At 64.7% G+C, this 24,108-nt stretch carries 18 protein-coding genes; 4 read left to right on the forward strand and 14 right to left on the reverse strand.

From position 1 onward, the window contains the following. Positions 1-18: 18 nt before the first annotated feature. Both leuS and RLDS_RS43425 read right to left on the reverse strand, forming a co-directional pair. A complete protein-coding gene (gene leuS, locus RLDS_RS43420; protein ID WP_021226691.1) occupies positions 19-2,574 on the reverse strand; it encodes a leucine--tRNA ligase in 2,556 nt (851 codons plus the stop codon). A gap of 105 nt (positions 2,575-2,679) precedes the next feature. Beyond that, positions 2,680-3,126, reverse strand: coding sequence for a DUF3576 domain-containing protein (locus RLDS_RS43425; RefSeq protein ID WP_021226692.1), 447 nt, complete (start codon positions 3,124-3,126; stop codon positions 2,680-2,682). A gap of 255 nt (positions 3,127-3,381) precedes the next feature. On the opposite strand from RLDS_RS43425, the gene RLDS_RS43430 reads away from it, so the two are divergent. Both RLDS_RS43430 and RLDS_RS43435 read left to right on the forward strand, forming a co-directional pair. Then, on the forward strand, positions 3,382-4,104 hold the full coding sequence (locus tag RLDS_RS43430; RefSeq protein ID WP_031298380.1) for a hypothetical protein: 723 nt from the start codon (positions 3,382-3,384) through the stop codon (positions 4,102-4,104). A 149-nt stretch (positions 4,105-4,253) separates the two neighbouring features. Beyond that, the gene (locus tag RLDS_RS43435; RefSeq protein WP_021226694.1) at positions 4,254-4,805 is read left to right on the forward strand and encodes an arsenate-mycothiol transferase ArsC; all 552 of its coding nucleotides are present in this window, start codon (positions 4,254-4,256) and stop codon (positions 4,803-4,805) included. Here the strand turns inward: RLDS_RS43435 and RLDS_RS43440 are convergent. From RLDS_RS43440 to RLDS_RS43455, 4 genes are all read right to left on the reverse strand, one after another. Then, complete coding sequence (locus RLDS_RS43440; RefSeq protein ID WP_021226695.1) at positions 4,777-5,988, reverse strand: carboxylate--amine ligase; 1,212 nt, start codon at positions 5,986-5,988, stop codon at positions 4,777-4,779. The two genes, RLDS_RS43435 and RLDS_RS43440, sit on opposite strands and share 29 nt — an antisense overlap. Next, on the reverse strand, positions 5,985-6,965 hold the full coding sequence (locus RLDS_RS43445; protein WP_021226696.1) for a polysaccharide deacetylase family protein: 981 nt from the start codon (positions 6,963-6,965) through the stop codon (positions 5,985-5,987). The genes RLDS_RS43440 and RLDS_RS43445 overlap by 4 nt, the downstream gene beginning before the upstream one ends. A gap of 115 nt (positions 6,966-7,080) precedes the next feature. Then, the gene (locus tag RLDS_RS43450) at positions 7,081-7,569 is read right to left on the reverse strand and encodes a flavin reductase family protein (RefSeq protein WP_031298381.1); all 489 of its coding nucleotides are present in this window, start codon (positions 7,567-7,569) and stop codon (positions 7,081-7,083) included. 90 nt (positions 7,570-7,659) lie between these two features. Further along, positions 7,660-9,921 carry an NADP-dependent malic enzyme gene (locus RLDS_RS43455; protein ID WP_021226698.1) on the reverse strand — a complete coding sequence of 754 codons (2,262 nt, stop codon included), beginning with the start codon at positions 9,919-9,921 and terminating at the stop codon, positions 7,660-7,662. Between the two features lie 147 nt (positions 9,922-10,068). Here RLDS_RS43455 and mutS point away from each other — a divergent pair, with 147 nt between their 5' ends. Together mutS and RLDS_RS43465 are read left to right on the forward strand one after the other, a co-directional pair. Further along, on the forward strand, positions 10,069-12,729 hold the full coding sequence (gene mutS / locus RLDS_RS43460; RefSeq protein ID WP_031298383.1) for a DNA mismatch repair protein MutS: 2,661 nt from the start codon (positions 10,069-10,071) through the stop codon (positions 12,727-12,729). Between the two features lie 10 nt (positions 12,730-12,739). Further along, positions 12,740-15,502, forward strand: coding sequence for a [protein-PII] uridylyltransferase (locus tag RLDS_RS43465; protein WP_021226700.1), 2,763 nt, complete (start codon positions 12,740-12,742; stop codon positions 15,500-15,502). Positions 15,503-15,513: 11 nt separating this feature from the next. Here the strand turns inward: RLDS_RS43465 and RLDS_RS43470 are convergent, their stop codons facing one another. From RLDS_RS43470 to ispG, 8 genes are all read right to left on the reverse strand, one after another. Further along, positions 15,514-16,017 (reverse strand): L,D-transpeptidase family protein, encoded by a 504-nt coding sequence (locus RLDS_RS43470; protein ID WP_021226701.1) that lies wholly within the window; start codon positions 16,015-16,017, stop codon positions 15,514-15,516. Next, entirely contained in the window at positions 16,014-17,084 is a 1,071-nt protein-coding gene (gene ribA, locus RLDS_RS43475) for a GTP cyclohydrolase II (RefSeq protein ID WP_021226702.1), read from the reverse strand. Before ribA ends, RLDS_RS43470 begins: the two co-directional genes overlap by 4 nt. After that, on the reverse strand, positions 17,084-17,881 hold the full coding sequence (locus tag RLDS_RS43480; protein WP_021226703.1) for an exodeoxyribonuclease III: 798 nt from the start codon (positions 17,879-17,881) through the stop codon (positions 17,084-17,086). Before RLDS_RS43480 ends, ribA begins: the two co-directional genes overlap by 1 nt. A 266-nt stretch (positions 17,882-18,147) precedes the next feature. Next, entirely contained in the window at positions 18,148-18,786 is a 639-nt protein-coding gene (locus tag RLDS_RS43485; protein ID WP_021226704.1) for a LolA family protein, read from the reverse strand. Between the two features lie 270 nt (positions 18,787-19,056). Further along, complete coding sequence (locus RLDS_RS43490; RefSeq protein ID WP_021226705.1) at positions 19,057-21,378, reverse strand: DNA translocase FtsK; 2,322 nt, start codon at positions 21,376-21,378, stop codon at positions 19,057-19,059. Between the two features lie 102 nt (positions 21,379-21,480). Then, the gene (locus tag RLDS_RS43495) at positions 21,481-21,969 is read right to left on the reverse strand and encodes a GNAT family N-acetyltransferase (RefSeq protein ID WP_021226706.1); all 489 of its coding nucleotides are present in this window, start codon (positions 21,967-21,969) and stop codon (positions 21,481-21,483) included. Further along, on the reverse strand, positions 21,966-22,871 hold the full coding sequence (locus RLDS_RS43500) for a DMT family transporter (protein ID WP_021226707.1): 906 nt from the start codon (positions 22,869-22,871) through the stop codon (positions 21,966-21,968). The genes RLDS_RS43495 and RLDS_RS43500 overlap by 4 nt, the downstream gene beginning before the upstream one ends. Before the next feature lie 14 nt (positions 22,872-22,885). After that, positions 22,886-24,046 carry a flavodoxin-dependent (E)-4-hydroxy-3-methylbut-2-enyl-diphosphate synthase gene (gene ispG / locus RLDS_RS43505; protein ID WP_021226708.1) on the reverse strand — a complete coding sequence of 387 codons (1,161 nt, stop codon included), beginning with the start codon at positions 24,044-24,046 and terminating at the stop codon, positions 22,886-22,888. Between the last annotated feature and the right edge of the window lie 62 nt (positions 24,047-24,108).

Raw genomic sequence — 24,108 nt, forward strand, 5'->3', positions numbered from 1 at the left:
GGAACGACGCAGTTCGCTTCAGATGACCAGATTGACCAGCCGGTCGGGCACCACGATCACCTTCTTCGGGCTGGCGCCGTCCAAAATGCGGGCGACATTGGGCGCCGCAAGCGCCAGCCTTTCCAGTTCGTCCCTGGGCGTCCCCTTGGCCACGGTGATGGTGTCGCGCAGCTTGCCCATGACCTGACAGGCGATGGTGACTTCATCATCGACCAGCAGGGCGGGGTCGGCCGCCGGCCAGGCGGCGTCGGCGATTAGGCCGGAACAGCCGACGTCCCGGCCCATTTCGGCCCAGCCCTCTTCGGCCAGATGCGGCGTCATCGGCGCGACCAGCAGAGCGAGCGCACGAATGGCGGCGGTGCGGCTGGCCGATGGCTTGGCCTTTTCGATCGCGTTCACCAGTTCGTAAATCTTGGCGACCGCCTTGTTGAAGCCCAGCGCCTCAATGTCCCGGGCCACCCCGTCGATCGTCTGGTGCAGCTTGCGGTCCAGCGCCTTGTCTTGCCCCTGCGCCGCGGCATCGGCGTCACCGAACAGACGCCAGACGCGATTGACGAAGCGCCAGCTGCCCTCGATCCCCGCCTCGGTCCAGGGCAGGTCGCGCTCGGGCGGACTGTCGGACAGCATGAACCAGCGCACCGCGTCCGCGCCATATTGTTCGATGATATCGTCGGGATCGACGACATTCTTCTTGGACTTGGACATTTTCTCGACGCGGCCGACCGTCACCGGCGCGCCGCTTTCGATATGGGTATAATCGTCGCCGGACTTCTTCACCTCGCCGGGTGAGAGCCAGCTGCCATCGCCCGCCTTGTAGGTTTCGTGCGTCACCATGCCCTGGGTAAACAGGCCGGTAAACGGCTCGGCAAAGCCCAGCTGCCCCATATGCTGCAGCGCGCGGGTCCAGAAGCGGGCGTAGAGAAGATGCAGGATCGCATGTTCGACTCCGCCGATATATTGCCCGACAGGCAGCCATTGTTCCACGGTCGCGCGATCGAACGGCTTGTCCTTGGGCTGGCTGGCGAAGCGGATAAAATACCAGCTGGAATCGGCGAAAGTGTCGAGCGTGTCGGTTTCGCGCCGGGCGGGCTTGCCGCAGGCCGGGCAATCGACATGCTTCCAGGTCGGATGCCGGTCGAGCGGATTGCCCGGTATGTCGAAGCTGACATCTTCGGGCAGCACCACGGGAAGCTGGTCCTTGGGCACCGGCACGACGCCGCAGCCATCGCAATGGATCACGGGAATGGGCGTGCCCCAGTAACGCTGGCGCGACACGCCCCAGTCGCGCAGGCGGAACACGGTCTTGCCCTCGCCCCAGCCTTCGCTCTCGGCGCGGGCGATGACGGCGGCCTTGGCCTCCTCCACGCTCATGCCGTCCAGGAAGCGGGAGTTCAACAGACGGCCCGGGCCGGTATAGGCCTCGTCATGGATAGGCTTGTCGGCCTCCCCCTCGGCGGCAACGACGCGCTCCACGGGAAGCATATATTTGCGCGCGAAGTCGAGGTCGCGCTGGTCATGGCCGGGGACGCCCATCACCGCGCCCGTGCCATAGTCCATCAGCACGAAATTGGCGATGAAGACGGGCAGCTGCCAATCCGGGTCGAACGGGTGGACCATCGACAGGCCGGTGTCGAAGCCCAGCTTTTCGGCGGTTTCCAGTTCGGCCGCCGTGGTGCCGCCGGCTTTGCATTGGTCGATAAAGGCCTGCGCGTCCGCATTGTTGGCGGCGATGGCCTGCGCCACGGGATGATCGGCGGCGATCGCGACGAAACTGGCGCCGAAGATGGTGTCGGGCCGGGTCGAATAGACCGCGATTCCCGCTCCCGCGTCCAGCCCTTCCAATGCTTCGCGTTCCGGGAAGGGCGCGAAGTCGAACCGGAATTGCAGCCCGACCGACTTTCCGATCCAGTTCTCCTGCATGGTCCGCACCTTGTCGGGCCACTGGTCCAGGGTCTTCAATCCCTCCAGCAGGTCGTCGGCGAACTGGGTGATCTTGAGAAACCACTGGTTGAGCTTGCGCTTTTCGACCGGTGCGCCCGACCGCCACCCCTTGCCGTCGATCACCTGCTCGTTCGCCAGCACGGTCATGTCGACCGGGTCCCAATTCACCGACGATTCCTTGCGATAGACGAGGCCAGCCTCCAGCATGTCCAGAAACAGCGCCTGTTCATGGCCATAATAATCCGGTTCGCACGTCGCGAGTTCGCGGCTCCAGTCGATCGCGAAGCCCAGCTTTTTCAGCTGCGCGCGCATATTGGTGATATTGGAGCGGGTCCAGTCGCCCGGATGCACCTTCTTTTCCATCGCGGCGTTTTCGGCCGGCATGCCAAAGGCGTCCCAGCCCATCGGGTGCAGCACTTCATGCCCAGTCATCCGCCGGAACCGCGCCAGCACGTCGCCCATCGAATAGTTGCGCACATGGCCGATATGGATGCGCCCCGATGGATAGGGAAACATCTCCAGCACATAGGATCGCGGCTTGGGCGAAGCATCGTTCGCGCGAAAGCTCTGCTTTTCGTCCCACACCGCCTGCCAGCGGGCGTCGGCCTCCAGCGGATTGAAGCGCCTCTGCATGTCTAATCCTTACACATACGCGCGGGGCTGGGCCTGCGATGAAGCCCAGCCCCGGATGCTGAAAAACGGGTCGCGTCGCGCGACCCCTTGAAAAATGGGGTGGGGTCAGCCGATCGCCATGCGGCGCAGGTCGCGCGCCTTGGTGAGGATGATCTCCTCCAGCTTCTGCACCGTAGCGGCCTTGACCGGGGCGTCGACCCATAGGCCATTCTGGCTGACCTGGCGGCTGGCGGCGACGCGCACCGCATCGGCGCGCAGATCCTGATCCAGGATCGACACGGTCAGCTTCATCCGCTCGCCCGGCGTATTGGGATCGATATACCAGTCGGTGACGACCACGCCGCCGTTCGAATCGGTCTGCGCCAGCGGCATGAAGGACAAGGTGTCGAGCGTCGCGCGCCACAGATAGGCGTTGACGCCGATCGTCGTCACGCGCGAGGCGGCCAGATCCGCCTTGGGCCGGTCCTTGGAACCACCGCCGCACGCCGCGAGCGGCAGGAGCGCGGCCAGCAGCAGGCCGGCGGAAACTGGGGCGGGTAGGCGACGGGCCATCAGGCATGTCCTAGCTAGAAAAGACGAAAATCAGCCCGCTTCTATAGTGTCCGCGCGGCAATGGGCAAGGGGCGCTGGATCGGTCGATGACGCGCGAGCGGTCATGGCGAAAAATCTTGCGCCTCCGGCACCTTCGCCAAAGCTGTGGGTTTGGAGCAACAGCTTGGAGAAAAAGCCGTTCCGCCTCTAGCCAGTGGCGGCTTTGTCGGTGTAATGCGTTAACAAATACAAGTCGGCGGGGACGAGATTCGGGTCATGCGCATGAACAGGGGATATTTAGCGGTAGCAGGATCGGCAGTTGCCGTTGCCGGCTTCCTGCTGTCTCCCGCCATTGGCGCGGCGACGTATCTGGCGCGGCTGCGGCCCGATGCACCGGTATCTCTGGGCGCGCTCGGCAGCATCTCCTCCTTCACCCCTACCACCAAGGATCCGCAGCTGGCGGCGGCATACGCCAAGATTGCAGCATCCGCCAGCCGGCAGGGTTTCCGATTCACGCCGACCAGCGGATCGCTGAGCGGCCAGCGGGAAATCACCATCATGGTCCGCGCAAGCGATCGTGGCGGCGCGGACAAGGCGGCAACGCCGGTTGATATCAAACCCATGGCGTTCAGCCTCAATGGTGCGCACAACTGGCGCAAGTTCGCCTTGCCCGAATCGGTGGGCCGCAAATCGCTTGATCCGGTGCCGGTCGAAACGATGGTCGACGCCAAGAATTTCTCTCTGGATGACGGCAAGAAGGATCGCTTCAGCACCAAGGTGCTGATCGAAAGCCGCCGCGAACCCGGCGTCGCCGCGCGCAACCCGTCGGCGGACAAGGATTATTCGCTGGATCTGGCCAGTTCCTATTCGTTGACGCGCAACCTCAACGTGACGGCGGGCGTGCGCTACAATAATAATGTCGCGGGTCGGCTGACCCCGATGACCGACGACCGGCAGGATAGCCAAGCCGTCTATCTGGGCACCAGCTTTAAATTCTGACGGTTAGCCCACGGTCGAATCGTGCGACAAGCGGTCGCTCCAGCGTGAAGTCGCACGAATTTCGGCTCCAATATGGCAATAGCGATGATTGATTCGTGCCATCGTCAGTCCGTGGGCCTCCCGATGGTCCTGCGCCTTAGCTCATTCCTATGATCCGCCAGCGATTCGGCACGTTTCGCGGTCTGGTGCGGCTCGCCCTGTCGTACCCGCAGATGGTTCTTGGCCTCTCGTCGAGCAAACCCTGCGATGCCGCCGCCGTGCGTCGGCTGGTCTTCGTTTGTCAGGGCAATATCTGCCGTAGCGCCTTTGCTGAAGCGGTTGCCCGCCGCGCAGGCCTGCGCGCGGTGTCCGTGGGGCTGTCCACCACGCCCGGCCGCCCGGCGCATCCGCCCGCGATCACCGCCGCGCAATCGCTTGGCTACGACCTCCAGGCCCATCGCGCCACCGATCTGGCGGAGTATCACCCGGAGCCGGGGGATCTGCTGCTGGTCATGGAGGTGCGGCAACTGGCCCGGCTTTCCGCCGACCCGCGTCTGCGCGATGTGCCGCGCACCCTGCTAGGCCGCTGGACCCGGCCGATGATGCCGCATCTGCATGATCCTTATGGACTGGACGACAGCTACATGATGCAGTGCCTGGCGCGGATCGAGCGCGCGGTCATGCGGCTCGCCGTCAGCTTTCCCGGCGCACGGCTTTCCTGACGATCTGCGCCATGTCGCGCAGCCAGGGCCGCATGTCGCGCCAGGACCAGACATAATAGCGCGACCGCGGGTCGAGGAAGCCGATCAGATAGCCGCCCAGTTCCGCCAGAGGCCGCCGGTCGAAATAGGGATCGTCGATCGCGCGCGGGCGCAGCAGGATGCGCGCCAGCCGCTTGGTTTCGGGCACCATGTAACGCGCACGCAGATCGTCCCGAGGCGCAGGCGCGGCTTCGTCCTGCCCCAGAACCGTGCGACGATAGGCCTCCCACGCGAAATGCGCTCCGCAGGCCCGTGCGAGCGGCTGGCTGCCCCAGAAGCGGCCATTGACCTCCATCAGCCAATAGCGACCCGTTTCAGGATCATGGCGATATTCGACCATGGCCTGACCTTCCCAACCCAGCGCCTGCAGCAATCTTTCCGACAGCGTCATTTGCGCGTCATGGCGATCCATCGGCTCTGCCCGGCAGAGCGTCGACACTCCGCCTTCCGGCGGCCATTCATGCAGCCGCCGATGCTGAAAGCGGAGCGTCGCCCGGCCGTCCTGCATATAGAGCATCTGCCCCAGGCCATGACCGGCGCAATATTGCTGGATCAGCGGCCAGCGGCCAATGGGCGCAAACCGGTCCAGCAAGGCGCGCAGGTCTTCGGGACCATGAAGATAATCCGTCTTGCGCCATTCCAGGCCTGCGGCCTCCAGCACCGGCAGGATGGCCTGCGGGTTCGCCCATTTGGCGACCAGCGGATAACGCATGTCCGCCATGCGCGCGGCAAAATCCTCACCGGCCAGCGGTTGCCATGTCTGCGGCGTCAACAGGCCGACATTAGCGGCGACTTCCAGCGTCTGCCGCTTGTCCAATACCCGCGCCAGCCGATCCAGTCGTGGCGCGAATATATGGCAATCGCCGATCACCGGCGGCAACGTCGCCAGCTCCAGCAGGTCGGATTCCGCGATCGCCAGCACGGCGCGCGCGCCGGTTTGCGCGATCACATCGGGCAGCCAGGATGCGATCGCCCCATCCGGGCGCTGCGTCCAGTCGCGGCAATAGCGCGACGCGACGGCGATGGCGGACGCATCACGCGCAATGCCATGCACGGGAACATCATGCGCCCCCAACTCTCGCGTGATCGTGAGGGCGATGGCATTTTCCATGCCAAGCAGAAGAACGCCCGGCAGCGCGCTCACGCAGGAATAAGCCGATGCTCGTAGCGCCACGTCGCCACCGCCTGCGCCGCCATGCGCAATCCAGTGCGCAGCCGGTTGGGTGCGACGCGATCCAGTCGCCGCTCGGGCGCATCGGCGAGCGATGGCGCGAGGTCGCGGAATCCCGCGCCGTGCACCCCCGGCATCCGTGCAGCTTCATGGCATAACTGCTCGAACCGGCGAATTACGGCGCCGTTGGGGCGGGCACGGTCACGCGACAGCATTTCAAAACTATGAGTCACTACGACGAAAGCGTCATGATCGTTGCGGACGGCGTGGCGCAGCCCGGCGCGCATTTCCGCCGCCGACATGGCGCAAATCTGCGCCGGGCGAAATCCACCAGGGCGATCGACGATGCCTGATACCGGCAATTCGGCCACGCCATGAATGCGTTTCGCGCCAATCTGGCTGTGGTCTGCCGAGATGCGACAGTCACCACCTAGATAGGCCGGGTTCACACTGCTGTCCCAGTCGATGCCGACCGCTGCCAGCGCGCGCAGCGTATCGTCATTGGCCCCGAAATTACCAGCGCGAAAGGCCGTGATCGGCGGCGCGCCGGCTTGCTCCAGCAGGCTTTTCGCCAAGCCCAGCAGCGTCACCTGATCGGCAAGCGAAAAGTCCCCGATGTTGCGAGCCTGCCGCCCCTCCACTGGCGAGGCCTTGGCCCAGGCGAGCCACTCGGTGTGGATATGCAGCTGCGCCTCATGGCCGCGGCCAACGACCTCGCCGACGATGGGTCGCAGGAAGTCAGCGCCATGGACTAGCGCCGGGAGCGGATCGATGAAGAAGACGCCCTTCAGTCCGTGGCGGTCCAGAACGTCCATCTGCCAGCCAATGCCGCATGCACGCCCGCCCGCCTCGGCATGGATCGAACGCCGCACATTCTCGTCCAGGCTGGCCCCACGCTGCTGCCACAGGGCGGACAATTCGGTGTCGACGGTGATGAGCAACGCGGTCATGCGGCGATCCGGTCAAAAGTGTTCCGCCCCTGTAGCCCCAATCCGTTAAGGAGCGGTATTATGTCCGGGATATGTCTGCGCGCGCAACGCCGCGCAATATGCATGCCCGGTTTCGTCAGTCGAGCAGGGAAAATTCGCCATAGCTGCCCTGAAAGAAGAGCAAGGGCCGGTCAGGGCGCTCCGCTTCCAGCGCGACGACGCGCCCCAGCACGATATGATGATCCCCCGCCTCATGCACCGCATCGAGCGTACAGTCGATCCAGGCGACGACATCGTCCAGGATCGGCGATCCATTGGCCGATGCGCGATGGGCGATGCCGGCAAATTTGTCGGGGCCGGGCGCGGCGATCTGACGGCACAGCGCCAATTGGTCGCTGGCGAGGATATTGACGCAGAACCGGCCGACCTTTTCGATACGGGGCCAGCTGCTCGACGACTTTGCCGGGAAGAAGGCGACCAGCGGCGGATCGAGCGAGACGGATGTGAAGGATCCCACCACCATGCCCACCGGCGCGCCATGCGGTTCGATAGCGGTCACGACGCAGACGCCGGTTGGATAATGGCCAAGCACGCGGCGGAAGGTCGCGCTGTCAAAACCGGTCATGTTCAAGGCGTGGCGCTCCCCGATGCTGCTAATGCGCATCCCTGTCGCGTCACCATGGCTCGGCGCAAGCGAAAAGCGACAGGGAACCGGTCAGAGCGCCACGCCGCCCGCCGCCAGCACCGCCAGCGTCAGCAATTCCGACGCGTTGGAGGACATGGTCGCGATCTGGACGGATTTCTCCATGCCCACCAGCAAAGGGCCTATCATCGACGTGCCGCCCAATTCGCGCAGCAGCTTGGCCGAGATATTGGCGGACTGAAGCCCCGGCATGACCAGGACATTGGCCGGACCCGACAGGCGGCTGAACGGGTAATTTTTCATCACCGCCGGGTTGAGCGCCGCGTCGGGCGTCATTTCGCCTTCATATTCGAAATCCACCGTCCGTTCGTCCAGCAGTTTCACCGCGCCGCGGATATTGTCGAGGAAGCTGCCCGGCGGGTTGCCGAAATTGGCGTAGGACAGGAACGCAACGCGCGGATCATGGCCCATGCGTCGCGCAACCGCGACCGTGCCGATCGCGATATCGGCCAGCTCCGCCGCGCTTGGCCGCTCGTTGACCGTGGTATCGGCCAGGAACACCGTCTTGTCCTTCGCCACCATGACATGGATGCCAAAGGGCGTGCGGCCCGCCGCCGGGTCCATGACCCGCTTCACCTCGCGCAGCGTCTGGGCATAGGGCCGCGTCATGCCGGTCAGCATCGCGTCGGCGACGCCCATCTTGACCAGCAATGTGCCGAAAATGTTGCGATCCCGATTCACCATCCGCTCGCAGTCACGGCGCAGATAGCCGCGCCGCTGCAACCGGGCATAGAGCATCTCGACCATGTCGGGCACCAGCGGCGAATTGACGCTATTGTGCAGCTCAAAGCTCTCAGGATCTCGCACGCCCAGTTCGCGTAGCTTGTCCACCACATGGCCCCGCCCGACCAGCACAGGCACCCCATAGCCCAATTCCCGGAACTGGATGGCGGCGCGCAGCACGACTTCCTCCTCCGCCTCGGCAAAGACGACGCGCTTGGGATTGGCCTTGGCGATTTCATAGGCGCTGGTCAGCACCGATGTCGTGGGGTTGAGCCGCGCCTTCAGGGATTGGCGATAGGCGCCCAGATCCTCGATCGGCCGCTGCGCCATGCCGGTTTCCATGGCCGCTTGCGCGACGGCGGCCGGCACCACTTCCATCAGACGCGGATCGAAGGGCGCGGGAATGATGTAATCGGGTCCGAAACTGTGCGACCGGCCATAGGCCTTGGCCACTTCCTCGGGCACGCGTTCGCGCGCCAGTTCGGCGATCGCCTTGGCCGCCGCCAGCTTCATCGCTTCGTTGATGCCGGTCGCCCTGACGTCCAGCGCGCCGCGAAAGATGAAGGGGAAGCCAAGCACATTGTTGACCTGATTGGGAAAATCGGACCGCCCGGTCGCGACGATCGCATCGGGCCGCACCGCCTTGGCGTCGGGTGGCAGGATTTCAGGGTCGGGATTGGCCATGGCAAAGATGATCGGCTTGTCCGCCATGGACGATACCATGTCCGGGCTCATCGCGCCCGCGACCGACAGCCCCAGAAAGACGTCGGTGCCCTTCACGGCCTCGGCCAGAGTGCGCGCGTCGGTCCTGACGGCGTGCGCCGACTTCCACTGGTTCATGCCCTCCGTACGGCCCTGGTAGATGACGCCCTTGCTGTCGCACATGATGACATTGTCGTGCGGCACGCCCAGCGCCTTGATGAGCTCGGTGCAGCTGATCGAGGCTGCCCCCGCGCCGTTCACCACCACCTTCATGTCCTTCATGTCGCGACCGGTCAGCAACGCGGCGTTGAGCACGCCGGCGGCCGCGATGATCGCGGTGCCATGCTGGTCGTCGTGAAAGACCGGAATGTTCATCCGTTCTTTCAGCGTCTGTTCGATGATGAAGCATTCGGGCGCCTTGATATCTTCAAGGTTGATGCCGCCAAAGCTCGGCTCCATCAGTTCGACCGCGTCGATGAAGCGGTCGACATCCTCGGTCTTCAGCTCGATGTCGATTGAATCGACATCGGCGAAGCGCTTGAACAGCACCGCCTTGCCCTCCATCACCGGCTTGGACGCCAGCGCACCCAGATTACCGAGGCCCAGGATCGCGGTGCCGTTGGAGATGACTGCAACCAGATTACCCTTGGCGGTGTAGTCATAAGCGGTGGCGGGGTCGGCCGCGATCGCCCGCACCGGAACCGCAACGCCCGGCGAATAGGCAAGGGACAGGTCGCGCTGCGTCGCCATCGGCTTGGACGCGATGATCTCTATCTTTCCGGGACGGCCCGTCGCGTGGAAGAACAGCGCCTCGCGCTCGGAAAATTCCACATTGGATCGGTCGGACATTACGGGCTCCCAAATATTGGAACTTCTGGAAAGATGAACAGGCCCTAGCGGCGCGCCTATCTTGTGGGCAAGTGCGAGATGCGCAATTTTCCTGCACATTTCGTGACACTCTGGTTTCGGCCCGATGTTCGGGCTATCCGCTGCGCCATGGCGAAATCCAGCGACACGACCGCCCAGCCCACGCCGATGATGGCGCAATATCTGGCGCTCAAGGCGCAGGCGCAGGACTGCCTGCTTTTCTACCGGATGGGTGATTTCTTCGAGCTTTTTTTCGACGACGCGAAATTGGCGGCGGCGACGCTGGACATCGCGCTTACCAGCCGGGGCGATCATGACGGCGCGCCGATTCCGATGTGCGGCGTTCCCGTGCACAGCGCTGAATCCTATCTCGCGCGGCTGATAAAGGGCGGCCATCGCGTCGCCATCGCGGAACAGACTGAAACCCCGGCCCAGGCCAAAGCGCGCGGGAGCAAGGCATTGGTCGCCCGCGACATTGTTCGCTACGTCACCGCCGGCACGCTGACCGAAGAAACGCTGCTCGACGCGCGGCGTGACAATATGCTCGTGGCGCTGGCGCAGGTCGGCGGCGAGGCATCGGGCGAAGTCGGCATCGCCGCGGCCGATATTTCGACCGGCCGCTTTGAAACCCTGACCTGCCCCATCGCCGACCTACCCGCAGAACTGGCCCGTCTGCGGCCAAGCGAAACCGTGCTGGCAGACGGCGCGACGATCGATGTTCCGGGCGCCACAGCCTTTGATCGCGCCGCTTTCTCCAGCAGTCGTGCGGAGGGGGCGCTCAAAAAGCTGTTCGGGGTCGCCACGCTCGACGGATTTGGTCAGTTCAGCCGCGCGGAACTGGCCGCCATGGGCGGGCTGGTCGCCTATCTCGATCATGCGGGCAAGGGCACGCTGCCCTTCCTTGCGCCGCCCCTGCGCAAGGCGAGCGGCGCGCATGTCGCGATCGATGCGGCGACGCGGGAAAGCCTGGAGATCGTCGCCACCACCGCCGGCGCGCGCGCCGGCAGCCTGCTCGGCGCGATCGACCGGACAGTCACGGGCGCGGGCGCGCGTCTGCTGGCGCAGGATATTTCCGCGCCGCTGATGGACCTGTCCGCTATAGAGGCGCGCCTCGGGCTGGTGCAGATGTTCCATGACGATGCGGGCCTGCGCGATCAGGTTCGCGGCGCTTTGCGTGCCCTGCCCGACATTGGCCGCGCGCTGGGGCGCGTCGCGGTCGGTCGGGGCAGCCCGCGCGATCTGGGCCAGCTGCGCGATGGCCTTGGCGAAGCCCGGATGCTGCGCGAGCGGCTGGGCCGCCTGCCCGACCTGCCGCCGCTGCTGCAACAATTGCTGCCGGCCCTTGATGGCCATGGCGAGATGGTCGACGCCTTGTCGCGCGCGCTCGTCCCAGCGCCGCCGACCGAGACTGCCAATGGCGGTTATATCGCCGATGGCTATGACGCGGCCTTGGACGAACTGCGCCGCATGGCTGGGGACGGCCGCCGCGCCATCGCCGCGCTGGAAGCGAAATATCGCGAGCAGACCGGCATCGGCGCGCTCAAGATCCGGCACAATGGCGTGCTCGGCTATCATGTGGAGGTGCCGGCCCGCGCCGCTGACGCGCTGATGGCGCCCGACAGCGGCTTTACCCATCGGCAGACGCTGGCCGGCGTGGTGCGTTTCAATTCGGTGGACCTGCATGAGGAAGCCGGGCGCGTCGCCCAGGCCGGCGCCCATGCGCTGGTCGCGGAAGCCGCGCATCTGGAGGACCTCACCACTGCCGTCCTGAATCGCAAGGCCGATATTGCCCGCGCGGCCGATGCGCTCGCCCGGCTCGACGTTGCCGCCGCGCTGGCCGAACGCGCGGCGGAGGGGGGATGGCAGCGGCCCCATTTCGTGCCGGCAGACAGTGCTGGGGGTCATGGGGGCCAATGTCTCGACATCGTTGGCGGCCGGCATCCGGTGGTGGAGGATGCGCTGCGCAAGGACGGCCAAGCCTTCGTCGCCAATGATTGCCGGCTTGGTGAAAGCGATCGACTCTGGCTGGTGACCGGCCCCAATATGGGCGGCAAGTCGACCTTCCTGCGGCAGAACGCCCTGATCGTGATATTGGCGCAGGCGGGTGGCTATGTCCCGGCCCAGTCAGCGACGATGACGCTGGTCGATCGTTTGTTCAGCCGCGTCGGCGCATCGGACAATCTGGCCAAGGGCCGGTCGACCTTCATGGTCGAAATGGTGGAAACCGCGGCGATCCTTTCGCAAGCGACGACGCGCAGCTTCGTGATCCTGGACGAAGTCGGGCGCGGCACGTCCACCTATGACGGGCTGGCGCTCGCCTGGGCGGTGGTGGAGGCGGTGCATGAGGTCAACCAGTGCCGCTGCCTCTTTGCCACCCATTATCATGAACTGACGCGGCTTGCCGAAACGCTCCCCGCCCTTTCGCTGCACCATGTTCGCGCGCGCGAATGGAAGGGCGATCTCATCCTGCTGCACGAACTGGCGCAGGGGCCGGCCGATCGCAGCTATGGCCTGGCGGTCGCGCGGCTCGCAGGTCTGCCGCCTGCGGTTCTGAAGCGCGCGAAGGATGTCCTGGCCCGGCTGGAAGCGGGCAAGGCCAAGACTGGCGGCATCGCGGCAGGCCTGGACGACCTGCCCCTGTTCGCTGCGGCTGCGGCGCAGGAGAATGAAGCGGCCGACCCGCTGCGCGAGGCGATCGAGGCGATCGATGCCGACGCCCTGTCCCCGCGCGACGCGCTCGATCACATCTATCGACTGAAACAACTGGTCGCGCAGGGGCAGCGCGACTAGATAGCGCAGCATGGTCATGCAATTCCCCGCTTTGGGATCGCGCCGCGCGATCATCGACCGGCGCGCCATTTCCGATCGGATCAACGCCCTGGCGCAGGAGCACCGCGGCGATCCCATGCGGCTGCGCGGCCTGATCGTGCAGGAATTGAAAGCTGCGCTCGACCATGGCCGGGCGGATGTCGCACGTCGGCTGGAGGCGCGACCGACCCGTGGGCGCGAAGCGGTAAGCGCCTTTGCCTTCCTGATCGACCAGATATTGCGGCTGCTCTACGACGCGACGACGCATCACCTCTACCCTGCCGGCAATCGCAGCACCGGCGAGCGGATCGTGCTGATCGCCGTGGGCGGCTATGGCCGGGGTGAAATGGCGCCGCACAGCGATGTCGATATCGGCTTCATCACGCCCTGGAAGCCGACCGGCTGGACCGAGCAGGTGATCGAATCCATGCTCTATTCGCTGTGGGACCTGGGGCTCAAGGTCGGGCACTCCAGCCGGTCGATCGACGAAACGATCCGCATGGCCAAGAGCGACCTCACGGTGCGCACCGCCCTGCTGGAAGCGCGCTATATCTGGGGCGACCGCTCGCTCTACGAGGAAAGTTCGGCCCGATTCGATGCCGAAGTAATGCAGGGCAATGCCCGCGCCTTCGTCACGGAAAAGCTGGAGGAGCGCGACGAGCGGCACCGGCGCATGGGCGACAGCCGTTATGTCGTCGAACCCAATGTGAAGGAAGGCAAGGGCGGCCTGCGCGACCTCCACACCCTCTTCTGGATCGGCAAATATGTAAACCGCGTCCGCTCCGTCGCGGAGCTGGTCGATGTGGGCCTGCTCACCCAGGCGGAGCTGCGCCAGTTCCAGAAGGCGGAGGATTTCCTCTGGGCGGTGCGCTGCCACCTGCACAGCATCACCGGCCGTGCTGAGGATCGGCTGACGTTCGACCTGCAACTGGAAACCGCGACCCGGATGCACTTCACCGGACGCGCCGGTCGGTCGGGCGTCGAGCGCTTCATGCGCTATTATTTCCTGAACGCCAAAACGGTCGGCGATCTGACCGCCGTCTTCCTGGCGCATCTGGACGACCAGCTTGGTCCCAAGGGCCGCCGCTATATCCCCAGCCTGTTCCGCAGGCCCAAGAAGCTGGAAGGGTTCGTGCTGGATCGCGGGCGATTGAGCCTGCCGACCGACGATTTTTTCCAGGCGGACCCAGTGCGCCTGCTGGAAATATTCGCGCTGGCGGACAAGCACGGGCTTCAGATTCACCCCAGCGCGATGCGCGCTGCCAGCCGCGATGCTGGCCTGATCACCAACAAGGTGCGCAAGGACGCGCGCGCCAACGGCTTTTTCATGGATGTGCTGACGTCCCCGCGCGATCCGGAAACGGTGCTGCGCTGGATGAACGAATCGACTGTGTTCGGCCGCTTCATTCCCGATTTCCGCCGCGTCGTCGCGCAGATGCAGTTCGACATGTATCATCACTATACGGTCGATGAGCATACGATCCGCGCGGTTGGCTTGCTCGCGCGTATCGAAAAGGGCGAACTTGGCACCGACCATCCGCTCGCCACCGACCTGATGGGGAAATTGCTGTCGCGCCGTGTCCTCTATGTCGCGGTGCTGCTGCATGACATTGCCAAGGGGCGCGGCGGCGATCACAGCCTGTTGGGCGCGGACATCGCCGACTCGCTCTGCCCGCGCCTTGGCCTGAGCGCCGCCGAAACCGAAACCGTCGCCTGGCTGGTGCGCTATCACCTTCTCATGTCCGCCACCGCCTTCAAACGCGATCTGGCCGATTACAAGACCATCCTCGATTTCGTGGAAGTGGTGCAAAGCGCGGAGCGACTGCGCCTGCTGCTGTGCCTCACTGTCGTTGATATTCGCGCGGTGGGACCGGGCGTGTGGAACAGCTGGAAACGGCAGCTGCTGGGCGATCTTTACGAAGCGGCCGAGGAAGTGCTGCGGCTTGGCCACAAGCAGAAGGGGCGCAGCGAGCGGGTAGCCGCGAAACAGGATATGCTGCGCCAGACATTGGGCATGAGCGAGGAGACGTTCGAGGCGTTCAGCGGCCGGTTGCCCGAATCCTACTGGATCGCGGAGCCTGAGGATATCCTGATCCACAACGCCCAGCATATTCTGGAAGCGGGCGATTCGCCGCTGTCGATTGCCGCGCAATATTATCCGCAGCGCGGCGCGACGCTCATCACCGTCTACGCAGCCGACCATCCGGGCCTGTTCTATCGGATCGCGGGCGCCATTCATCTGGCGGGCGGCAACATCATCGACGCGCGCATCCATACGACACGCGACGGCGTCGCCATCGATAATTTCCTGGTGCAGGATCCGCTGGGCGGCGCTTTCCACAGCCCCGAACAGCTCCAGCGCATTCGCAGCGCGATCGAGGATTCGCTGTCGAACCGCCATCGCCTGATCACGAAGCTATCAGCCCGCCCCCTGCCCCGCACCCGCGCCGAAGCGTTCCGCATCGAGCCCAATGTGCTGATCGACAACAAGGCATCAAATCGCTTCACCGTGATTGAAGTGAATGCCCGCGATCGGCCTGCACTGCTGTTCAGCCTTGCCAACGCGCTGTTCCAGTCGAAGGTCACGGTCCACAGCGCCCATGTCGCCACCTATGGCGAGCGCGCGGTCGACACCTTCTACATCACCGACCTGATCGGCGGAAAGATCGAGAGCAAGGCGCGACTCCAGACGCTGGAACGCCGGCTGCTGGCGGCCGCCGGCGGCGAAGTAGGCGAGGCGCTGGAGCGGGCCTGAGCGCGCGAAGATCAGGGACGAATGTCCATGACATCGCCGGGTCGCAGCATCGGGAGCAGGCGCAGCATGTCTGCCCGCTCCACCGCCACGCATCCGGCTGTCGGTCGGCCTTCCGACAGGTGGAAGAAGATGGCGCTCCCCTGCCCTGCGACGGGTGGCGCGTCATTATGGCCCAGCACCACGATCACGTCATAGGCATCGTCGCTGCGTATGAGGCTTTCAGCCGAAAAGGCGCGCGGCAGTCGGATGGGCCGGTTATAGGCGGGGTCCGCGCCATCGTCGGACCAGCCATCATCTGCGCGGATCCAGCGCCAGGGCAGGTGGATATTGCACGCCGGCGCCTTGCCCGGCCGCAACAGCACACCCCGCAACGGCCAACGCCCGATCGGCGTGCAGCCATCGCCTTCCCGCTTGTCGGCAGCCACGCAGGCGCCGCCCCGTCCGATCGTGCAATCCATCATCAGGTCGCCAAAGCTCAGCTGCCCGGCAGCGCAATCGACGCGGATCACGTTCAAAGCTGGTGGCCGGTCCGGTCGCGCTTGGTGGCGAGATAGCGTTCATTATGCGGATTGGCCGGCAGGATGATCGGCAGGCGTTCGGCGACCTTGATCCGGGCCGCCTCCAGCCCGGCGACCTTGTTGGGATTATTGGTCAGCAACCGCACGGTGCCCACATTCAACAGGTCGAGCATCCGCGCCGCGACCGAAAAGTCGCGCGCGTCGATCGCAAAGCCCAGCCGGACATTGGCGTCGACGGTGTCGAACCCCTGATCCTGCATCGCATAGGCGCGCAATTTGTTGACCAGACCGATCCCGCGCCCTTCCTGCCGCAGATAGAGCAATATGCCCCAGGGCGCGTCGGCGATCCGGTGCAGCGCCTCGTGCAATTGCGGGCCGCAATCGCATTTCAGGCTGCCCAGCGCGTCCCCGGTCAGGCATTCGCTGTGCAGCCGGACAACCGGCGGGGACGCATCGCGTTTCCCCACGATCAGTGCGACATGCTCGCGCGGCTCGTCAGGACTGCGAAAGGCGACGATTTCCGCGGTTTCGCTTGCCGACACCGGCAGGCGCGCCCGGGTAGCTATGGCCAGATGGATCGCGTCGTCATAGGCAGCTATATCATCGGCGCTTGCCTCCACCTCTGCCTCGCCATCAGGTTCGCTCACGAAATAGGCCGGCAAGATACCGGCCAGCCGCGCCAGCCGCAGCGCCGCCTGGGCGGCATGGGGGCTGACGAGAGGCCGCGCTCGGAAAGGTCCTTTAAGCGGTGAGGACAGGTCCAGCACCGGATCGGCGATGCTGGTCGCAACATCCGCATCGATCCAGGGCATGCGTTCAATCTGCACCGGGCGTTCGGGATCCGCCGCCGCCAGCTGGTTGGCGAGTTTCAATGTTTCGGCGCGCGCAGCGGAAATCAATATGTCGGCTTTGCCGTCGGGATCGAAGGCCGCCAGCGTCACCGCATCCGCGCCCTCGATCGCCATCAGGCGGATCGCGCCATCGTCCGCGGCCAGCCGCACCGCCCAGCCGCGGCGCAGCGCGTCGATCGCCCGCGCAGCGTTGCGCCCCGCCCCGCCCGCCATCAGAAGGCGAAGTCCGTGATGATCGGAATATGGTCCGACGGTTTGATCCAGCTGCGCGCCGGCTCGATCACGCGGTGGCCAACCGCCTTGTCCGCAACATCGCGGGTCATCCACATATGGTCCAGCCGCCGCCCGCGATCGGACGCCGCCCAGTCCTTCGCCCGATAGCTCCACCAAGTGTAGAGCCGGGCTGGCGCGGGATGGAAATGACGCCCGATATCGACCCAGTCGTTCGATGCCTGTAGCCGCCCCAATATCTCGCATTCGATGGGCGTGTGACTGACCACGTCAAGCAACTGGCGATGGCTCCACACGTCGCATTCCAGCGGCGCGATGTTGAAATCGCCGGTCAGGATGGTGGGCTTGTCCTCCAGCGCCGCCGACCATTCGATCATACGCTCCAGAAAATCCAGCTTCTGGCCGAACTTGGGGTTCACCTCCCGATCGGGTACGTCGCCGCCGGCAGGCACATAGACATTTTCGATGCGCACGCCATTGTCCAGTCGAACGCCGACATGGCGCGCCTCGCCATTGGCCTGCCAGTCCAGCCGGTCATCTTCATGGATCGGCACCTTGCTCAGGATCGCCACCCCATGATGCATGCGCTGACCGTTCAGCACCTGATGCACATAGCCCATGCGCCGGAACATGTCGGTGGGGAAGGTTTCGTTCACCACCTTGGTTTCCTGCAAGCACAGGATGTCGGGGGATTCCTGCCGCAGCAAGTGTTCGACGATGTCGATGCGGGCGCGGACGCTGTTGATGTTCCAGGAGCAGACGGAGAGGGTTTGGGCCATGGGCTTGCCCTAAAAGCGTGCGGGACGTTGCGCAAGCCGCCCGCATGTTCACCGGCGGCGGACAATGTAAGACCCCCGCTCCGGGGGCGTGGAACGGGGGTCTCGATCGCGCCCTTGAAGCGCTTCGCAGCGAAAGATGGGGACCGGGTAACAGGGGGGAAATCCCGGTTTTGCCTTCCGCTGTGAAATCTTGATTAGCGTCGCGGATATGAGCGGCAGATGAACGGCGCGGAAAGTTTTTCCATCCGTCGCGCCGGACGCTCCAGTCAGCCGCCTGCGGAACGGCCACGTGGACGCGGATCGGTCCAGCGAAAGGCATTATTGTCCACCGGCACCCCGTAACGCTGATTGGTCAGGCGCACGGCCGTACGGTTATTCTGCGAATCAAGCGCCACCCAGCCATAAAGCTGCAAGCCGGCGGGACTCGCGGCGTCGCGCTTGAAGATCATGGTGATGGTGCCGAACTCCGGCCGTTTGGGATCGCGCGCCTGAACGGACAGGATCGACGGGTCGTCGGTCGGGATCACCTTGCCGAATTTCGACAGGTCCTTGCTTGGATCGATCAACGCACCCAACGGCGAATTGCCGATCGGCCAACGCTGGACCTGCCGCACCTCATAGTCGATGACGGTCAGCGCCTTGCCATCTCCCACGATCAGCAATGGCACGCCCTTTTGATACTGGAAGCGGATCTTGCCGGGCTGCTTCAGCGTCAGCTTGCCGGTCAGCGTCTGGCCATTGCGGTCGGTCTGGCTGAAATCGGCGGTCATGGTCGTCACCGCGCGGATATAGGCATTGACCCGCGACAGGTCCGACTGGTTTTGCTGCGCGGTGGCCGGGACGGTCGGTATGACCAGCGGCGCAGAGGCAAGGACCAGCATAAGGGGCGCAACGATGCGCTTCATGGCGTGTAACTCCGGTTCGTTCCTGTGGGATCTGACCTAGAAGGCGGGGCTTGAACCCGCTGTGAACCCGCTCGTTCCGAAACTGCAAGGATTTGCGCAAGCGAAATCCTGCCGCGTCCCGCTTGCCCAAATCAAAAAAAGGGCCGGTCCGAAGACCAGCCCTGAAAGTTTTTAGGAGAGGATGCCTGAAAGGCCCGTTCCTTATGTCGTCAGGCCGGCGTCCACTCAAATGCGAAGGCTTCGATCACGATTGCATGCCCTGCAATCGCATCAGATGGGATTGCCATTCTCGTCGCGCAGCACTTCGCGCCGGCCGACATGGTTGGGCGGACCGACTAGGCCCTCCTCCTCCATCCGCTCGATCAGGCGCGCCGCGCTGTTATACCCGACGCGCAATTGCCGTTGGAGCCAGCTGGTCGAGGCCTTCTGGTTTTCGAACACCAGCTGACATGCCTTGCGGAACAGCTGCGCGTCCGGGCTGTCATCGCCCAGATCGACGCCATCGAGCGCAAAGCTGCCTTCCTCCGGTTCCTCGGTGACGGCGGAGATATAGTCGGGCTGCCCCTGCGCGCGCCAATGGTCGGCAACCATCCGCACTTCGTCATCCGATACGAAGGGACCATGAACGCGGGTCAGGCCCTTGCCGCCATGCATATAGAGCATGTCGCCCTTGCCCAGCAGTTGTTCGGCACCCTGCTCGCCCAGGATGGTGCGGCTGTCGATCTTGCTGGTGACGAAGAAGCTGATGCGGGTCGGCAAATTCGCCTTGATGACGCCGGTGATGACGTCGACCGATGGGCGCTGGGTTGCAAGTATCAGGTGGATGCCTGCCGCGCGCGCCTTTTGCGCGAGGCGTTGGATCAGGAATTCGACTTCCTTGCCCGCCGTCATCATGAGGTCGGCCAGCTCGTCGACCACCACCACGATCTGCGGCAGCGGCTGGAAATCGAGCTGCTCCTCCTCATAGATGGGCTTGCCGGTTTCGGGATCATAGCCGGTCTGGACGCGCCGGCCGAGCGGCTTGCCCTTGGCCTTGGCGGCGCGCACCTTCTCGTTATAGTTGGCGAGATTGCGGACCGAAATGGACGCCATCATGCGGTAGCGGTCCTCCATCTGCTCCACCGCCCATTTGAGCGCGCGGATCGCCTTGCTCGGTTCGGTCACGACCGGCGACAGCAGATGCGGGATGTCGTCATAGGTCGACAATTCCAGCATCTTGGGATCGATCATGATGAGGCGCAGCTGGTCGGGCGTCATGCGATAGAGCAGCGACAGGATCATCGCATTGAGGCCCACCGACTTGCCCGACCCGGTGGTGCCCGCGATCAGCAGATGCGGCATGGGGGCGAGGTCCGCGATGATCGGCTCGCCCGAAATATTCTTGCCAAGAATGATCGGCAAAGTTGCTTCCTGGCCGAATTGCTCGCTGGTAATGAGTTCGCGGAAGGACACGCCCTCCCGATTGGCATTGGGCAGTTCGATGCCGATGACCGTGCGCCCCGGAATCGTCGCGACGCGGGCCGACAGGGCCGACATGTTACGCGCAATGTCGTCGGCCAGCGCGATGACGCGGCTTGCCTTGATACCCGGCGCGGGTTCCAGCTCATACATGGTGACGACCGGGCCAGGGCGGACCTCGGTGATGTTGCCCTTCACATGGAAATCGTCGAGCACCGATTCGAGCAGCCGGGCGTTGCGCTCCAGCGCGGCCTTGTCGATCTTGCCACCCTGATTGGCAGGAATGGGATTGAGCAGATCGGGCGAGGGCAGCGAACTGTTGCCGAACAGATCGTCCTGACTGACGGGGGCCATGGCGCGCTGCACCGGGGCGGGCTTGGGCGCCTGGATCGTGATCGGCGGCTTGGGCTCGTTCGATACCTGGCGGCGCGGCGCGATGACGCGCTCCTCTTCCTCCTCCGCCTGCGACATCGGTTCAGCGGCCGGGCTTCCCGCCAGCGCCAGACTGGGACGCGGCAGGGTCAATCGCGGAAGGGTCGGGCGACGCAGCGCGATGATCGGCTTTTCCAGCGCCAGACTGCGATAACAGATGAACAGCCCGATGATCAGCGCCAGCACGATCACGCCACCCTTGATCCAAGGAGCGGCGGCCGGAGCCTGCGCCAGCAGGCTGCCAATTCCCTTGGCCGTGACCAACCCGATCACTCCGCCCCAACCGGCAGGCAGACCGACCAGGGGATCGGTCTGGAACAGGGAAAGGGCAATGCCGATCAGAATGATGCCGAACAGACATTTGCCGAACTGGCCCTTCCACCCCTGCATATCCTGGTCGCCCCAGAGCCGACGGGCCGTGACCGCCATCAGCGGCAGGATCAGCGCCACCGGCACACCCAGCAGCCAGAGCAGAAAATCGGCCGCCCAGGCGCCGGGCGCGGCCATGATGTTGGCGACATGATCGCCCGCGACCGTGTTCATCGACGGATCGCTCGGCGCATAGCTGAGCAGCGCCAGCGCCAGGAACAAGGTCCCCAGCACCAGCGCGATCGCGCCAATCAGCGCGCCGCTGCGGATCAGGCTGCGCTTGAGCATTTCACGCCATTCCGGCGTGCGTTTGACGGTGCGGCCGACGGCCATATCCTGTCTGTGTCCCCCAAATGTTCCGTTTCGGCACAATGCGCCGAGGGGGGAGTCCGCGTCAAGCCCGCGGACCTTCAGCCTGTCGTGCCGAGGCCTGGCTTACGACGGGAGCGCAGCCAGGCGAACCAGTGCCTGCCCATCGACCCGCTGGACGGTCCATTCGTCCATCGCGCGTGCACCCAGCGCCCTATAGAAGGCGATGGACGGTTCATTCCAGTCCAGCACCGACCATTCCAGCCGCGCGCAGTCCCGATCGATCGCGAGCGCCGCGAGGCGCGCCAGCAACGCCTTGCCCGCACCCCGCCCGCGCGCCTCCGGCAGCACAAACAGATCCTCCAGATACAGGCCCGGTCGCCCTTCAAAAGTAGAAAAATTATGGAAGAACAAGGCAAAGCCCACCGCCGATCCGTCCGCCTCCGCGATCAGCACTTCCGCCATCGGACGGGGTCCGAACAGGTAGCGGCCAAGCATGTCGCGGTCCGCCTTCACCTCATGCGCCAGCCGTTCATACTCGGCGAGCGCCAGGATGAAGCCGTGGATCGTGTCGATGTCGTCGGCCTGCGCCGCGCGCACTAGGATGCTGCTCATGCCGTCCCTGCCTCCACATGGGCGATTGCCGCCCGTTTCGAGCGCGCCGCGATAAGGCAGCCGGCAACGATCAGCAAGGCGCCCGCCAGCGTCGCCAGCGTCAATGGCTCGCCAAAGATCAGCCAGCCGATGATCGCCGCCCAGATGAAGGCGCTATATTCGATCGGTATCAGGCGCTGCGCCTCCGCGCGGGCATAGGCCCAGGCCAGCACCGCGAGCGAGGTGAAGGCGAGGGTTGCGGCGAGGAGCACCAGCGGGGCGGCGTCCAGCGGCGGCATTGCCAGCCAGAAGGGCGCTGCCAGGGCAAAGACCCCCAGCATGACAAGATGCTGAAAGAAGGCGACCTCGATCGGGGAGGCCAGCTGCGCTTGCTTGCGCTGGATGATGAGGTTCCAGGCGAAGAGCACCGCGGACGCCAGCACCGCCAGCGCGCCGAGCAGGGCATCGGGCTCGTAGCGCCCCTGCAACCGACCGGACAATATGACCGCAACGCCGGTCAGACCCAGGAGCGACGCGCCGATCGCGCGCCGCCCGACGCGTTCCCTGAGCAGCCACGCCGCCAGATAGAGCGCGATCAGCGGCGCGATGAACGACAGGGCGATCGCTTCGGCGAGCGGCAAGCGCAAAATCGCCCAGAAAAAGAGCGCCGCCATGAAGGCGACCACGACGCCGCGCAGCAGATGGATGCGCAGCACCGCCGCGCCGGGCCAGCGCTGCCGCGTCGCCAGCATCAATATAAGGCCTAGCACCGTCCCCGCGAGCGCCCGCCAGAAAAGGGCATTGTAGAGCCCAATCGCCAGCCCCAGCCCTTTCATCGTCGCATCCATCACAGAGAACAACGCGACGCCCAGGCAACAGACGACAAAAGGGGCCGCGACATTATGCGGCGGTGAGGCGTCCATGGTTGCGCTTTGTCCTATTCGGCCGCTTCGACCTTGCCGGCGTCCGTGGATTCGGCCTCCAGCTTGGCCGCTTCGATCTCGGCCGCCTTGGCTTCCACCAGACGGACGATATGGTCGACCATATCGGCGTCCTGAACTATATGGTCGGTGACACCCGACAAATAGACCATATGCTTGCCCGCCCCGCCGCCGGTCAGGCCAATGTCGGTTTCGCGCGCTTCACCCGGGCCGTTGACGACGCAGCCGAGGACGGAGAGCGACAGGGGCGTATGGATATGCTGGAGCCGCTCCTCCAGCGCCTGCACGGTGCGGATCACGTCAAAGCCCTGCCGCGCGCAGCTGGGGCAGGAAATCACCTTCACGCCGCGGGTGCGGATGCCGAGCGACTTCAATATCTCATAGCCGACCCGCACTTCCTCTTCCGGTTCGGCGGACAGGGACACGCGGATAGTGTCGCCAATGCCGGCCCAAAGCAGATTGCCGATGCCGATGGCGCTTTTCACCGTGCCGCCGATCAGGCCGCCCGCTTCGGTAATGCCCAGATGCAGCGGACAATCGACCGCCTCGGCAAGGCTCGCATAGGCGGCGACGGCCAGGAACACGTCGCTGGCCTTCACCGCGACCTTGTATTCGTGGAAATCCTGATCCTGAAGCAGCTTGATATGGTCGAGCGCGCTTTCGACCAGCGCTTCGGGGCAGGGTTCGCCATATTTTTCCAGCAAATCCTTTTCGAGACTGCCGGCGTTGACGCCGATGCGGATGGAGCAGCCATTCGCCTTGGCCGCGTCCACCACTTCCTTGACCCGCGCCTCGCTGCCGATGTTGCCGGGATTGATCCGCAGGCAGGCCGCGCCCGCATCGGCGGCCTCCAGCGCGCGCTTGTAATGGAAATGGATATCCGCGACGATCGGCACGCGGGCGGCGCGCACGATCTGCTTCAAGGCGGCGGTCGACGCCTCGTCGGGGCAGGACACGCGGATGATGTCCACGCCCACCTCCTCGCAGCGACGGATCTGGTCGATCGTCGCCCTGACGTCGTGGGTGGGCGTATTGGTCATCGTCTGCACGCTGACCGGGGCGCCTCCACCCACCGGCACATTGCCGACCATGATCTGCCGGCATTGGCGACGGGCGATATCGCGCCAGGGACGCAGGCCGGGATTATGGTCGGACATGAAAAAGGGGCTCCGTGGTTACGAAGCCCCTATAGTCCTTCACGCGCCGGGTTGAAACCGCC

It is taken from the genome of Sphingobium lactosutens DS20 (assembly GCF_000445105.1).
GTDB lineage: Bacteria > Pseudomonadota > Alphaproteobacteria > Sphingomonadales > Sphingomonadaceae > Sphingobium > Sphingobium lactosutens.